The sequence below is a fragment of the Sphingobacterium sp. UT-1RO-CII-1 genome (genome assembly GCF_026711005.1).
GTDB lineage: Bacteria > Bacteroidota > Bacteroidia > Sphingobacteriales > Sphingobacteriaceae > Sphingobacterium.
Map to the genome: position 1 here is coordinate 270,936 of NZ_JAPPVJ010000006.1, position 15,012 is coordinate 285,947.

Genomic DNA, 15,012 nt, shown 5'->3' on the forward strand with positions numbered 1-15,012 from the left:
TTTAGGCTTCGTTTTACGAAGCTTTTTTTATGAATTTTAGATTATTCATCCTTTTAATATCGATTACAATTGGATTATCGATATCTTTCGTAGACTATTTACACAGAAATAGTCTTAGTCTCTTCTTCCTTATTTTACTAACAATTACTGCCTTCAGTTTTGTAATACTCCAAAATTTATTTGAACGCTATATCTATAAAAGAATTAGGAATGTCTACAAGTTAATTCACAACCTTAAACTTGGAAAAGATCTACGTGACGCACTAGGCGAACAAATTGCAGATGATCCAATCGCTGATACCGAGCGCGAAGTGAGGGCTTGGGCAAAGCAAAAAGTCTCCGAAATCGATAAACTAAAAGAACAAGCGCAATTCAGAAAAGAGTTTCTATCAAATATATCTCATGAGTTTAAAACCCCTTTATTTGCGACACAAGGCTATATAGAAACCTTACTAGATGGCTTAATTGACGACGATCCTGAAATAGCCAAAAATTTTCTGGAAAAAGCATCTAGAAACCTAGATAGACTAAGTTATCTAATTCAAGATTTAGACGAAATATCAAAACTAGAAACTGGAGTTATCTCTATATCCATCGAAAAGTTTGATATTATCGCTCTTATAAAAGAATGTATAGAGGACCTGGAGGATAAAGCTAGTAAAAGCGACATTACAATTGTTTACGGGGGTAAGTCTCCACAACCTATTCAGGTAAAAGGAGACCGAAAAAGAATACAGCAGGTCTTGATTAACCTTATCGATAATTCTATAAAATATGGTAAAACAGGCGGCAGGACTAAAATATCAACTTTTCTATTATTTGATCAAGTGCTTGTAGAAATAACAGATGACGGATTAGGAATTGATGAAAAAAGTCTTCCCCGCGTTTTTGAACGCTTCTATCGCGCTGATAAAAGTAGATCACGAGAGATTGGCGGCTCAGGTTTAGGACTAGCAATTGTGAAACATATCATTGAGGCACATCAACAAAATGTGAATGTAAGAAGTACAAAAGGTATAGGAACAACCTTCGGTTTCACGCTCGCACTCGCAAAACAATTTAGTTAAACATATTTTAAAACTTAACATTAACTTAACATTGCATTCATACATTTGCACAAAATATAAATCACTATGTCACTAAATAGTATTTTTCAATATTTCGTCCCGAAGGACAAAAAATTTTTCCCCTTGTTTGAACAAGCTGGCGCCAATTTAATTGTAATGGCAAAACTGTTACAGGAAACTGTATACTCAACCGATTTGGTAAAAAGAGCTGCGCTAAACAAACAGTTAGAAGACTTAGAGCATAAAGGGGATAATATAACACATCAAATTCATCTGGAGTTAGGCAAAAACTTTATTACACCTTTTGACCGCGAAGATATACACTCATTGGCAAGCTCCCTCGATGATGTCGCTGATTTTATTCAGGGAGCATCAAATCGAATGGAGTTGTATAAAATACAAACACCAAGCCAAGCCATGCAGGAAATAACAGACCTTATTGTAGAAGCCACAGAACATGTTGCTACAGCTCTGAATGAATTAAGAGATCTTAAAAACATTAGGAAAATTACAGACTCCTGTGTGCGCATTAATAGCGTAGAAAATAAAGCTGACTATATTTTTGATAAAGCTGTAGGTGAATTATTTGAATTTGAAAAAGATGCCATTACATTAATTAAAAATAAAGAAGTCCTTTCTGCTATGGAAGACGCTACTGACAAATGTGAAGATGTGGCAAATGTGCTGGAAAGTATTCTTGTAAAAAATGCTTAAATAATTGCTAAAAAAGCACAGATAATATGGTCATTTCAACTTTATTAATCGTGGTTGTCATCTTGGCAATTGCATTTGATTACATCAATGGATTCCATGATGCGGCTAATTCAATCGCTACCATTGTTTCCACAAAAGTACTTACACCTTTCATGGCTGTTCTTTGGGCAGCTATCTTTAATTTTGCTGCTTACTTTTATTTTACAGATCATAAAGTAGCAAACACCATAGCGAAAACAGTATTCGATGAGTATATAACCCTTGAAGTCATATTTGCTGGCTTAATCGCAGCAATATCTTGGAATCTATTTACATGGTATTATGGTGTTCCATCAAGCTCTTCCCATACATTAATCGGAGGCTTTGCCGGCTCAGGGATGGCCTATGCCCTAATAATGGGGGCAAACCCGATCGAGGCCATAAACCAAAGCGCAATTTTAAAAACCGTTTCTTTCATAGTTTTAGCCCCCATACTCGGTATGTTCATTTCAATAATCATCACCTTGATTATTATGAATATTGCAAAAAACTCACGTCCAGCTGTCGCTGAAAAATGGTTTAAAATCTGTCAACTTATTTCCTCCGCTGCCCTAAGCTTCGCCCACGGAGGTAACGATGCCCAAAAAGTAATGGGAATTATAGCAACTGCTTTAATAGCCGAACAAGTTATCCCAAACTTTGAAGCCATGCCCAATTGGGTCCCATTATCCTGTTACCTAGCCATAGCACTAGGAACAATGAGTGGAGGATGGAAAATTGTAAAAACGATGGGTACAAAAATCACTAAAGTAACTCCATTAGAAGGAGTATCTGCTGAAACCGCAGGAGCTCTTACATTAGGAATCACAGAGCATTTTGGAATACCAGCTTCGACAACCCATACGATCACAGGTTCAATCATAGGAGTAGGATTAGTAAAAAGAGTATCCGCAGTTCGTTGGGGTGTGACAATTAGTTTACTATGGGCTTGGGTTTTGACCATCCCTGTAAGTGCAGTTTTAGGGGGTATCACCCTAGCAATCATACATTATATTCTTTAGAATTGTGTTTTAAATACACTTAGTATAGAGTTTTGTCGACAATCAACTAAAAAACACTAATTTATTTGGGGAGTATAAATAAATTACATACTTTTACACGGATACTTTTACCGATATATGGAAATTTATCTTTTTAACAAAAAAAACATCCATAACAACGCCTTTGGCATCGTTATTGTTAAGTAATGTTAAATAGTTATATTGAAAACAATTAAAAATTTTAAATAACCTTAAAAACAAGAGTATGAACTATTCTACAATTAAGAAAACAGCTGTTGCAGCATCCTTAGTAGCCGCTTTAGGCTTCGCTGAGAATGCTCAAGCGCAAACTAACCCATCAGTATTTGGTGGAAGATCACAATACAGAACATGGTCTATCGGTGTTCAAGGTGGTATCACTACGCCTAACACAATTATCGGTGGTAACAACGCTTTCGGTCAGAAAGTTGGTTACTTCCAAAATAAAGTTGGCGAGTACTACGGAATTACTGTACGTAAACAATTCTCTCACTTATTCGGATTAGAGTTAGAAGGTAACCGTGGAAAGATCAAAACTTTCAACAAAAATAACGCTTTCGAAGCAGGATCAGGATCTCAAGGGAAATTAGCTAAATCTGCACAAACTGATGTTAATTGGGCAGCAAGCTTAAACGGAGTTTTCCAATTAGGTACTATTGACTTCTTAAGAAGAGAAAACGCTGTTAACTTCTACGCTAAAGTAGGTTTAGGAGCTTTTGCTTATAACCCTGTTCAATTTGCTAACAACGATTTTGGTGGTGGTGAAGTATACAACAACAAAGGTAACTGGGGTGATGACGTACTAGGAGATAGAGAACACAAAGGTGACAAAGACAACCGTTTAGGTATGATCGTTCCTGTAGGCGTTGGTGCTAAATTCAAATTATCTGAAGTAGTAGCATTAAACTTAGGTTACACAATGAACTTCACTGACGAAGCTTTATTATACGGACCTAACAGACACGGTGATTCAAAACAACGTTACGCTAACGTATATGGTGGTTTAGAATTTACTTTAGGATCACGCGACAAGCAAAACTTAACTTTTGCTAACCCTGCAGCTACTCTATACGATGAGTTAAGAGACCCATCAATGAAAAATGAGCTAGAAGCATTGAAACAACGCGTATCTACTTTAGAAGGTACTGTTGATCAGTTAAGCAAAGACTCTGACGGAGACGGTGTATCTGATAAATTTGACAAATGCCCAGGAACTCCTGCTGGTACTGTAGTTGATGGATCAGGTTGTCCTATTAAATTTCCTGAGCCAGTAGTAACTAACTCTGCGACAACAGGAGCTTACTACTCACCAATCCAGTTTGAGTTTGATAGCTCAGTTTTAAAAACTGAATCTTACTCTACTTTAGATAAATTAGCTAAAGAACTACGTGATAACAAATCATCAGTTACTTTAGACGGTTATGCTTCTGCTGAAGGTAGCGAAGCTTACAACTTAAACTTATCTAAAGACCGTGCTAACGCAGTAAAACAATACCTAGTTAACGCTGGAGTATCTGCATCAAGCATCAACGCTAACGGTTACGGAGAGGCTAACCCAGTTGCAGATAACTCAACTGAACAAGGCCGTGTTAAAAACCGTCGTGTAGAGATCAAAAAATAATTATAAGTATTTGTAATTATAATAATACGGAAGCCGATCCTCAAAAGGATCGGCTTCCGTATTTATAACGAATAGTTTAAACTATATTTGTAAAGTCACATGTGAAAATGTGGAAAACAAAATAGTTTTAAATCACATTTTCTTTATAAATTTCTTCTGTAGTGAGGATGAAAGAGCAATTCTTTAATAATTAAAACGAAAGGACTGACATGGAAGAAGATTTCGAATTTGAGTCGCCCGAAGAGCAAAAGTTCTCTGTAGATCGGTACGAGGAAATGTTACGTAATGAAGATCAGTACTTCTTTGATACCAAAGCTTTCGAAAGTATCATTGAATACTATACAGACAAAAACGAACTAGCAAGAGCGCTACAAGTAGTAGAGTTTGCTACTAACCAACACCCCTATAATATTATATTTGTGCTAAAAAAAGCTCAACTCTTAGCGAGATCGTTAAAGTTTGACAAGGCACTCGAACAACTCGATAAAGCAACTATTTTAGAGCCCACAAATGGAGAAGTTTACCTACTGAAAGGAAACCTATATTTACTAAAGGGAGATACCGAGAAAGCAGAAAACTACCTTAAATTGGCAATAGATTATGCCGATGATAATGCCGAAGCGTATTACCAAATGTCAGAGCTTTATCAACTGAAAGGTGATTATGAAGGAGCTGTATTCTGTCTTAAAAAGTCTTTAGAAAAAAACATGGAAAATGATGACGCACTTCATGCCTTATCATTTTGTTATGATATACTAGAAAGACCTGATGACGCTATTAGTTTTTATCATGACCATATAAATGAGGACCCTTATTCTTATGCTGCTTGGTATAATCTAGGCGTCATATATGATAAGCTAGAGCGTTTTGAAGAAGCTATAGACGCATATGATTACGCCATTTTAATTAATGAAGCATTTGTTCCCGCCTATTTCAATAAAGGAAATGCTTTGGTAAGCACATTAAAGTTTACTGAAGCAATTGAAGTATATAAAAAGACATTTGAATATGATACTCCCACAGCTGATGTTTATTGCGCCATAGGAGAATGTTACGAAAAGCTAGAAAAAATGGAGGAGGCACGCGAGAACTATAAGAAAGGTGTAAAATTAGACCCAAATCTAGCTGATGCTTGGTTTGGAATAGGAGTGACACTAGACTTTGAAGATCGATATTTCGAATCTCTACATTTTTACAAAAAAGCACTGGAAATAGACGACCTTAACCCAGACTATTGGTTTGCAACAGCTGATGCACGCTATAAACTTAACCAGTTTGAGAAATCGGTATATGCCTATAATAAAGTAGTAGAGTTGAGTCCAAATGACATAGAGGCGTGGTTAGATTTTTCATCAATATACTTTGAAAAAGGGCAGTACAGTGAAGCCATCCACATAATGGAAGAGGCAATTAAAGCAAATCCTAAGGCGTCAGAACTATACTATAGACTTGTAGCCTATCTCTTCGCCAATGGCCATTATAATGAAGCTCTCAATTTCTTAGAACTCGGATTAGACACGAATCCTGAAAAGTTTTATATATTATTTGACTATCTCCCGCAATTACAAGGAAATCAAATAATAGTAGATATCATAAAAAAATACACTAGCAATTAATGAAAAAACTGGGTTTATTAGGTTACCCTTTGGGGCATTCATTTTCAAAAAAATATTATCTAGATAAATTTCTAAATGAAAACATCAAAGACATAGACTATGATTTATACCCCATTCCCTCGATAGAGGAGTTAACTTCGCTCTATACAGAAGATGAGCGTTTCTATGGCTTCAATGTGACAATTCCTTATAAACAAGAAGTAATAAAGCTATTAAATGACATCTCAGAAGAAGCTAAAGAAATAGGAGCGGTAAACTGCATTACTATAAAAAGAAAAGCAGGCATCCCCTTTCTAAAAGGATATAACACAGATGCCTATGGTTTTGAAGTCTCACTAAAACCTTTACTGAAAAAACAACATAAACAGGCTTTAATCTTAGGTAATGGAGGAGCGGCGAAAGCCGTATCTTACACACTAAAAAAACTGGGGATTCCTTTTAAAATTATTAGTAGAAGTAAGCAAAATGGTGATTTAACATATGCCGATCTAAACAAAGAGGTGATCACAAACCATCAGGTGATCATCAACTGTTCGCCAGTGGGCACATTTCCTAATGTCGACGAATCGCCTACCATTCCTTATGAAGGAATAGGAGAACAGCATTTATTATACGATTTAATATACAACCCCGAAGAGACAGCCTTCCTAAAAGAAGGGCGAAAAAGAAACGCAGTCATTAAAAATGGATATGAAATGCTCGTTAAACAAGCTGATAAAAATTGGGATATTTGGAATGAAACTGTATAAAATACTAGTATTTCTTTTACTGATTAGTTTTACAGCCTGCAACAACGCAGACTTCTCTCCAAAGCCTCGCGGGTTTTATAGAATTTCATTTCCTGAAAAAACATACCTTTCAATAAAAGAAGATCTCCCCTATTCTTTTGAAATTCCTTCCTATGCAACTTTAAATATAGATTCATCGGAAGGGACAAACAGATATTGGAAGAATCTAGATTTTCCAACTTTCAATGCCACACTGCATATTAGCTACTTCCCTATTAGTTCAAAAGCCAATTTAAATCAACTCACAGAAGACGCCCGCACATTTGCTTTTAAACATTCGGCAAAGGCATCAGCAATTGATCAAATTACTATAAATAAAACGCATAAAAATGTTTACGGATTAACCTATTTAATAAAAGGAAATACGGCGTCTAATCTACAATTTTTTCTAACAGATAGCACCAATAAATACTTAAGAGCAGCCCTTTATTTTAATGAAAAACCAAACCTAGACTCTATTCAGCCTGTTTTAGATTTTTTACGCCGGGATATAGATCATATTGTTGATACCTTCGAATGGAAATAATTAGTATTTTTGAGTACTATGCTAAAAGTACATTCCTTTACATTCAACGCCTTTCAGGAAAACAGTTATATTGTTTCCGATGAAGATGGTAACTGCGCTATATTTGACCCAGGCATGTCGGGTCCTAAAGAAGAGAAAACACTAACATCATATATTGAAGATAACAATCTAACCCCTATTGCCCTCTATAACACACACTGTCATATAGATCATGTATTAGGAAATAAATTTATTCATGACACTTACGGGCTCATGCCTAACTTTCATGAAGGAGAGTTGCCTCTACTTGTTACAGTTGAAAATATAGCCCCCATGTACGGATTCAGGTATGACACATCACCTATACCACAGACTTTTCTACAAGAAGGAGATCCTATTTTAATAGGAAAAAATACACTAAAAGCACTGCTTGTTCCAGGCCATTCACCAGCACATTTATGCTTTTATTCCGAAGCACAAGGGTTTATCATTGGGGGGGATGTCCTTTTCAAAAACAGTATAGGCAGAACAGACCTACCAGGTGGGAATCACGAGCAACTAATGGAAAATATTAAACAAAAAATATATACTTTGCCCGAATCCACTATAATTTACCCTGGCCATGGCCCCTTCACTACAGTGGGCTTCGAAAAGACAACAAACCCTTTCATACGCGCATAGTTTATGAGAACCGCACTTTTTTTTGCCCGTCGATATTTATTTTCGAAAAAGTCGGTAAATGCCATCAACATCATTTCGACAATAAGTGTTGTAGGTGTTTTGGTAAGTAGTGCATCATTAGTTATAGTTTTGTCTTTCTACAATGGAATGGAAAAACTAATACTATCTTTATATAGCAACTTCGCTCCTGAGCTTCGGATTGAACCCACTATTGGCAAGACATTTTCTCCCGATAACAAGTTTTTCACAGAGCTCCGAAAAAACTCGAAAATTGAAAGTTATACAGAAACATTAGAAGAAAAAGTATTAATAGAATACAATAACTACCAGTTTATTGCTAAAATTAAAGGAGTCGAGCCCGAAAGCCTAAACCCTATAGAAAGATCCAGCATACTATATGCTGGCGACACCGACATACTAATAGATGGCGAACCTTACGCCATATTAGGCGCTCAAGTGCAATCAAACCTGCGCATACCTATTCACGGTCCAAATAATAGAATTAAGCTTTTTACTCCTAGGAAAGGCGCCACCGGCACTTCTATTAATCCATTAGACGAAGTAAATACTCGCTATATTTCCCCTCGCGCAGTTCTGCAGTACGAACCTGGCTTTGACGATCTAATAATTACACCATTAGAGTTTGCAAAAGATCTAATTAATGAACATACTAATATTTCAGCGATTGAAATTTATACTAAAGAAAACACAAAAATTCAATCCCTGAAAAATGAAATAGAAAAAGAATTAGGAACCGACTATTTAGTTAAGAATAGAGAGCAACAAAATCCTATGCTATATAAAACAGTCCGCTCTGAAAAATGGGTTGTGTTCTTTATACTTACTGTAATAGGCATTATTGCTATTTTTAACATAATTGGCTCCTTAACTATGTTGGTAATAGATAAAAAGCAAGATATGCTTACCCTAACTAGCTTAGGAGCAAATAACGAACTTATTCAGCGTATATTTTTTTATGAAGGTCTAATGATTGCCTTTTTTGGAAGTATTGCTGGTATATTTTTAGGTTTAACATTTTGCTTAATACAGCAAAGCTTTGGGATAATTAAACCTAATGACGGAATAGTAGCCATCATGGAAACCTACCCTGTGGATATCAGAGCCACAGATTTTATATTAGTATTTTTCACGGTTATGACCGTTTCGGCACTAGTATCATACGTCGCCTCAAAATTAAGTGTAAAACAAATTACAACCAGAACAATAAACTAATGATTAGTATTTAAGCCGCTCACGGCTATAATCCCCCTTCACAATTGAATTTATAAATGATCCCCAAGCAAAGGGATTGAGCAAGGGATTTGCATATTTCTGATTGATATTTTTATTTGTCATATTAATATGCCTATGCATCGAATTAAACATGTGCATTTCCTCTCCACTACGAGGCACTACCTTAGACAATGCAGCTAATGCATCGGGAGATAAACTCCTCCGGATACGCATCATGGCATCATCACTTACATCCAATGCCATAAAGGCAATGTTAAATTCTTCTATACTAGCCCAAGGAAAAGGTGTAACAGCAGGTAGCTCGATAACCATGCTTTTCATACTTATTTTTGCAGTATACTTATCGGAAGTAGTATTGGGGATTACATATTCTAGAGTCTCAAAACCAACAGAGGTAAATCTCAAAGTATCTCCAACATGTGCGACGAAACTAAAGTAGCCTTCATGATCAGCTCCATAAGCTTGATTATTATAACTAAGATTAGTAACAGTTACATAAGGTACTGGTAGCTCCCCTCCTACCGAACTGATCAGTCCGCTAAATTGCAATATCTTCCTTTCTTGCGCATTCACAGAATGCGAGAAAAATAAAAAAATAATCGAAAGCAAACATGATATCCTCAAAACCATAATCCAAATTTAGCCAATCTTCTATGAAGAGTCTTGTTAAATTTTGTTAACCTTCAATTAAAACCCTGGTGGAGTGATAGCATTAGGGTCATTTATATCTGTTAAATTAATAGCTTCAACAGCGGTAATTTCAGGAACAGCTTTCTTGATTGCTTGCTCCAAACCAGCTTTAAATGTCATAATACTCATCGAGCAACTTGCACAGGTCCCCAATAACTTTAATTTCACCACATTATCCGGAGTAATTTCTTCAATCGCTACGTTACCTCCATCCGTCTCTAAATAAGGCCTAATAGAGTCTAATGCTTGTTCTACTCTCTCTAGTAATGTCATCTTCTATCAATATTTATTTCTTGTAAAGATAGTCAATTTATTAAAATATAACAGATACAGATAAAACAAAGCCGCATATTTCAACACTATACTGACATCCCTAAAAAAACGTGGTTAAAGAATGTTAAAACACTATCAATTAATATATTCAAGCAAACAATTCGAGTATATTGCGACATTAAAATTTAATTGAATATTGTTTGAATTTCCCGTATATTTGTAAAATGTTGTTAAATAGACGTATTGTATCATTATTGGCGTTTGTAACGGTTATTCTTTTACTGGCAAGCTGCAAAAGTAAGTTCGAAAAGCTACGAGCTTCCAATAACATCGCCATGAAATATCAAGAGGCCATCAAGTTTTATGAAAAAAAGAAGTATACAAAGGCCTATACACTATTTGATGACCTGATGGTAAAATATAGAGGTCAGGCCGAGGCGGAAGACCTTTACTATTATATGGCCTATACCAACTACCGCTTAAGAGATTACACTTCAGCACGCTACCATTTTAAAAACTTTGCAACCACATACCCTAATAGCGAAAGAGCTGAAGAATGCAGATTTATGTCTGCTTACTGTTTTTATGTCGATTCGCCACGCGCTGCACTAGACCAAGAAAACAGTAGAAAAGCCATTGATGAATTACAGTTATTCATCAACCTCTATCCAGACGGAGAAAAAGCTATAGAAGCTGCGGACCTCATTCAGAAGTTAAGAGATAAATTAGAGCTTAAAGCATTTTCAAATGCAAAACTATACTTCGACATGGGGCAACCCGATGACTACAGAGCTGCCGTTATTGCTTTAGAAAGTATGTTACGTGAATTCCCCGATACTAAGTATGCTGAGGAGGCTGAATTTTTAATTTTAAAATCACAATATTTGTTTGCTGAAAACAGTATGCCTCACAGACAAGAGGCACGTTACAACGAGGCCATCGATTATTACCAAATATTTGTCGAAAATTACCCGAATAGTAAACATACTAAAGAAGCCAATGATCTAAGACATAACGCTGAAAAACAAATAGCTTATGTAGTTAGACGTATTCAGGAATCGAGCAGACTGCGCGAACAACAGCAGTTAGAATTAGGGATACTTAAGGAAGAGGCTGAAGCAAAGGCTGCTGCTGCTGAAGCTAATAATAAATAAATTTAACACAGAACATTTACATTACACTTTTATAATGAGTCAGAATAAAAAAACTGTTACGCCTAATTCAACTGTAACAAGAGATTTAAGAGATTTAGATGTACAAACAGGCAATATATACGAATCTATTGTTGTTATATCAAAAAGAGCAAATCAAATTGCAGTAGAAGTTAAAGAAGAGTTAAACGCTAAATTAGCAGAATTCGCAAGCACAAGCGACAATTTGGAAGAAGTCTTCGAAAACCGTGAGCAAATTGAAATCTCAAAATATTACGAGCGTTTACCAAAACCTACTTTAGTTGCTATTGACGAGTTCTTAAACGATAAAGTTTATTATAGAAACCCATCTAAGGATCAAGAATAAATTTATAAAAAGCTCATCTAAAGATGCTTTTACAGGGAAAGAGAATAATAATTGGGATATGCGGCAGTATTGCCGCATATAAAATAGCCTCACTTACTCGCCTATTGGTCAAGAAAGGTGTCGGTGTACAGATTATTATGACACCCGAATCCAAAGAGTTTATAACACCTTTAACACTAGCAGCACTATCAAAAAATCCAGTTTTATCTGATTATTACAACCCACAAAATGGAGAGTGGCATAACCATGTAGAATTGGGATTAAAGGCTGATTTGCTTCTAATAGCCCCGGCATCTGCCAACACATTAAGTAAAATGGCGCAGGGCGCTTGCGACAATTTGCTTCTCGCTACTTACTTATCAGCTAGATGTCCCGTCTTTTTCGCTCCAGCCATGGATCTAGATATGTGGAAACACCCGACGACTCAGGCCAACGTCGCTAAATTAATATCCTACGGCAATAAAGTTATTAGCCCAGGGACAGGAGAGCTAGCAAGTGGCTTAGTGGGGGAGGGTAGATTAGCCGAGCCGGAAGAAATATTAGAATTTATAGTAGATTTTTTTTCAAATTCCCTTCCATTAAAAGGTAAAAAAGCTTTAGTAACAGCAGGGCCAACCTACGAAGCAATTGACCCTGTCCGATTTATAGGTAACCATTCCAGTGGGAAAATGGGTTATGCTATTGCAGAACAATTAAAGCGACTAGGAGCTACTGTAACATTAATATCAGGCCCTACTTCGCTTCCTAAACCAGCAGGAGTTACCACAATTCCCGTTCTATCTGCTCAGCAAATGTTTGATAATTGCAAAGAATACTTTCCAGAGGCTGACATTTTAGTAATGAGCGCTGCAGTTGCTGATTATACTCCTCTTGAAGTTGCTACACAAAAAATAAAAAAAATTACAGAAGACTTTACTATACAGCTTAAAAAAACAAATGACATATTAGCTTTCCTCGGTGCACAAAAACAAAAAAAACAAACCGTGGTAGGCTTTGCCTTAGAAACTAATAATGAGCTAGAAAACGCTAAAAACAAGCTGATTCGAAAGAATTTAGATTTTATTGTCTTAAACTCTATGCAAGATCAAGGTGCAGGTTTCGGTTCAGATACCAATAAAATAACTATAATATCTAAAAACAATCAAGAGAGCAAATACCAGTTAAAAAGCAAAACTGAAGTCGCTAAAGATATTTGCAGGCATATTATAGAGCATCAGAACTTTATAAATTCATAATTCTCAACTCTTTAGGATAATAATTATTTATACGATTACTCAACACCTTAACCCAGCCCAAGTTTACCCCTAGATATTTAACTAGACACCAACCAGTCTTAACAGTTTTAAAATCCGATATATCTAATGTCTGTTTACGCAAAAATGCCAGTGCAACATCCAAACTCACTTCTTGCGATTGAATATCCTCATTAATTACGGTACTATGAGCCAACTCAAAAGAAGGTACTAGATCAGCTCCAGATAAACGACCTATAGTAGTGCCCGCGTCCTTTAAATACAATTGTTTTTTCAAGACTCCTAACTTAGACATAAACAGCTTAGGAAAAATATGTAAATGTCCTTCTATTATAAACGATTCATATTCACTAACATCTTTTACCCATTTGTTAACTACATCTGTCGAGCATTTCTCAAAATTGTACTTAACCCTCTTCTCCTCGCATATCGCTCCCATTCTTCTTTTTAAAACACCCAAGAAAAAGCCTTCTCCCTTTACTTTGTGTGGAAAGAAACTATAACCAAATGCGTTCGCAGAAGAAGATAAAACTTCATCAATTCCCCATTCAGCATCTATAGGAATACGTACAGTCTCTAAATCATATTCCGTAATCAACCAATCTAAAATATCCTGATTTTCCTCCTTAGAATAAGAACATGTCGAATAAACTAAATAACCACCAGGTTTTAGCGTATTTATAGACTGTGATAAAATCCGCTGCTGCCTTTCACTACATAATTTAACATGAGCTAATGACCACTCGTCAATAGCATGACTTCCCTTTCTAAACATACCTGACCCCGAGCATGGAGCATCGACTAGCATAAAATCAAAAAAACTCGGCAAATTAGAAAATGCAGAGGGATCATTATTGCTAACAACAATATTAGGATTGCCCCAGCGTACAAGATTTTCCTTCAAGACAAGAGCCCTCGTTTTGATAACCTCATTTGCAACTAATAAACTTCTCTTTCCCAAACTACTATTAAGTAACGTTGATTTACCCCCAGGTGCACCACATAAATCTAAAGCTACTGCAGAAGAGTCCTTAAACCCTATCTTTTCAATAACATGTTCCAAAAACATCGACGAAGCTTCCTGTACATAATAGCAGCCAGCGTGAAACAAAGGGTCTAAGGTAAAAACAGGTCTCCCGTCCAAATATCTACCACTATCCGACCACGGCACCCGTTCCATAGAATCAAACCCTCTAAACGGCTTATCTGGGTTCAAACGAACAGAAGTTATTCTTGTAGCATCATTATGCGAATCAAGAAAAGATTCTGTATCAAAATTATACTGTTCATTTAATCGCCTTATTAGCTCATTAGGAAGAAAGTTACCCATAGTATATCATTAAATTCTGTGTAAATTTACCACAATCAAAAAAAAGATGAAAGATTTTAAAAAATATTATATAATTCCTGCTACTCCAGAGGAGATATATAAAGCTTTAACAATTGAAACTACGATAAGACTTTGGACAGGTGACCTAGTAACTATAGATCCCGTTCCCGGTGGAGAGTTTTCTTTATGGGACGGAGCAATTACAGGTAGATTCATAGAACTAGAACTCTATAAAAAAATTGTTCAGGAGTGGTACTTTGGCGACCAAGAAGAGAAGTCTATCGTGACCATAAAGCTACATGGACACAAAAAAGGAACATCATTCGAAGTAAACCATACAAATATTCCCACCGAAGCTTATGAAGACATTATAGAAGGCTGGGACGATACTTACATAGCGTCTTTGATCGAATTTTATGAGGAAGACTAATATCTTCCTCTTTTTCATAATTCAAACCTAAAGTAGGTAAAAAAATTACAACTCAATTTTTTAAGGGTTCCTAGGTTTAATAAAAACGCTATAACACAAAAAAGCCCTTGCTGATCTAGCAAAGGCTTTCTGTATAAAATTAGGCACCGACCTACTCTCCCACCTGTTACGGCAATACCATCGGCTCTGGCGGGCTTGACTGCTCTGTTCGGAA

16 protein-coding genes are annotated in these 15,012 nt (G+C 36.1%); 13 read left to right on the top strand and 3 right to left on the bottom strand.

Features of this window, described 5'->3' with window-relative positions:
- Positions 1-29: 29 nt before the first annotated feature.
- From ORI89_RS14820 to ORI89_RS14860, 9 genes are all read left to right on the top strand, one after another.
- On the top strand, positions 30-1,067 hold the full coding sequence (locus tag ORI89_RS14820) for a sensor histidine kinase (RefSeq protein ID WP_268231280.1): 1,038 nt from the start codon (positions 30-32) through the stop codon (positions 1,065-1,067).
- 66 nt (positions 1,068-1,133) lie between these two features.
- Positions 1,134-1,781 (top strand): DUF47 domain-containing protein, encoded by a 648-nt coding sequence (locus tag ORI89_RS14825; protein ID WP_268231281.1) that lies wholly within the window; start codon positions 1,134-1,136, stop codon positions 1,779-1,781.
- Positions 1,782-1,807: 26 nt separating this feature from the next.
- Entirely contained in the window at positions 1,808-2,821 is a 1,014-nt protein-coding gene (locus ORI89_RS14830) for an inorganic phosphate transporter (RefSeq protein WP_268231282.1), read from the top strand.
- Positions 2,822-3,065: 244 nt separating this feature from the next.
- Positions 3,066-4,460 carry an OmpA family protein gene (locus ORI89_RS14835; RefSeq protein WP_268231283.1) on the top strand — a complete coding sequence of 465 codons (1,395 nt, stop codon included), beginning with the start codon at positions 3,066-3,068 and terminating at the stop codon, positions 4,458-4,460.
- A 209-nt stretch (positions 4,461-4,669) separates the two neighbouring features.
- Positions 4,670-6,076 (top strand): tetratricopeptide repeat protein, encoded by a 1,407-nt coding sequence (locus tag ORI89_RS14840; protein ID WP_268231284.1) that lies wholly within the window; start codon positions 4,670-4,672, stop codon positions 6,074-6,076.
- Positions 6,076-6,825 (top strand): shikimate dehydrogenase family protein, encoded by a 750-nt coding sequence (locus tag ORI89_RS14845; RefSeq protein ID WP_268231285.1) that lies wholly within the window; start codon positions 6,076-6,078, stop codon positions 6,823-6,825. Before ORI89_RS14840 ends, ORI89_RS14845 begins: the two co-directional genes overlap by 1 nt.
- Positions 6,812-7,390, top strand: a complete 579-nt coding sequence (gldD, locus tag ORI89_RS14850) for a gliding motility lipoprotein GldD (protein WP_268231286.1) — start codon at positions 6,812-6,814, stop codon at positions 7,388-7,390. The genes ORI89_RS14845 and gldD overlap by 14 nt, the downstream gene beginning before the upstream one ends.
- Before the next feature lie 18 nt (positions 7,391-7,408).
- The gene (locus tag ORI89_RS14855) at positions 7,409-8,050 is read left to right on the top strand and encodes an MBL fold metallo-hydrolase (protein ID WP_268231287.1); all 642 of its coding nucleotides are present in this window, start codon (positions 7,409-7,411) and stop codon (positions 8,048-8,050) included.
- Positions 8,051-8,053: 3 nt separating this feature from the next.
- Positions 8,054-9,283, top strand: a complete 1,230-nt coding sequence (locus tag ORI89_RS14860; protein ID WP_268231288.1) for an FtsX-like permease family protein — start codon at positions 8,054-8,056, stop codon at positions 9,281-9,283.
- A gap of 3 nt (positions 9,284-9,286) precedes the next feature.
- Here the strand turns inward: ORI89_RS14860 and ORI89_RS14865 are convergent, their stop codons facing one another.
- Together ORI89_RS14865 and ORI89_RS14870 are read right to left on the bottom strand one after the other, a co-directional pair.
- The gene (locus tag ORI89_RS14865; protein WP_268231289.1) at positions 9,287-9,877 is read right to left on the bottom strand and encodes a hypothetical protein; all 591 of its coding nucleotides are present in this window, start codon (positions 9,875-9,877) and stop codon (positions 9,287-9,289) included.
- 114 nt (positions 9,878-9,991) lie between these two features.
- Complete coding sequence (locus ORI89_RS14870; RefSeq protein WP_268231290.1) at positions 9,992-10,267, bottom strand: NifU family protein; 276 nt, start codon at positions 10,265-10,267, stop codon at positions 9,992-9,994.
- A gap of 224 nt (positions 10,268-10,491) precedes the next feature.
- On the opposite strand from ORI89_RS14870, the gene ORI89_RS14875 reads away from it, so the two are divergent.
- The 3 genes from ORI89_RS14875 to coaBC are packed head-to-tail and all read left to right on the top strand — an operon-like array spanning position 10,492 to position 13,020.
- Entirely contained in the window at positions 10,492-11,421 is a 930-nt protein-coding gene (locus tag ORI89_RS14875; protein ID WP_268231291.1) for an outer membrane protein assembly factor BamD, read from the top strand.
- A 34-nt stretch (positions 11,422-11,455) separates the two neighbouring features.
- On the top strand, positions 11,456-11,785 hold the full coding sequence (locus ORI89_RS14880) for a DNA-directed RNA polymerase subunit omega (protein WP_268231292.1): 330 nt from the start codon (positions 11,456-11,458) through the stop codon (positions 11,783-11,785).
- 23 nt (positions 11,786-11,808) lie between these two features.
- Complete coding sequence (gene coaBC / locus ORI89_RS14885; RefSeq protein ID WP_268231293.1) at positions 11,809-13,020, top strand: bifunctional phosphopantothenoylcysteine decarboxylase/phosphopantothenate--cysteine ligase CoaBC; 1,212 nt, start codon at positions 11,809-11,811, stop codon at positions 13,018-13,020.
- Here the strand turns inward: coaBC and ORI89_RS14890 are convergent.
- Positions 13,007-14,368 (bottom strand): methyltransferase RsmF C-terminal domain-like protein, encoded by a 1,362-nt coding sequence (locus ORI89_RS14890; RefSeq protein ID WP_268231294.1) that lies wholly within the window; start codon positions 14,366-14,368, stop codon positions 13,007-13,009. The two genes, coaBC and ORI89_RS14890, sit on opposite strands and share 14 nt — an antisense overlap.
- Positions 14,369-14,414: 46 nt before the next feature.
- Between ORI89_RS14890 and ORI89_RS14895 the strand changes: the two genes are divergently transcribed.
- A complete protein-coding gene (locus ORI89_RS14895) occupies positions 14,415-14,798 on the top strand; it encodes an SRPBCC domain-containing protein (RefSeq protein WP_268231295.1) in 384 nt (127 codons plus the stop codon).
- The last annotated feature ends 214 nt before the right edge of the window (positions 14,799-15,012 follow it).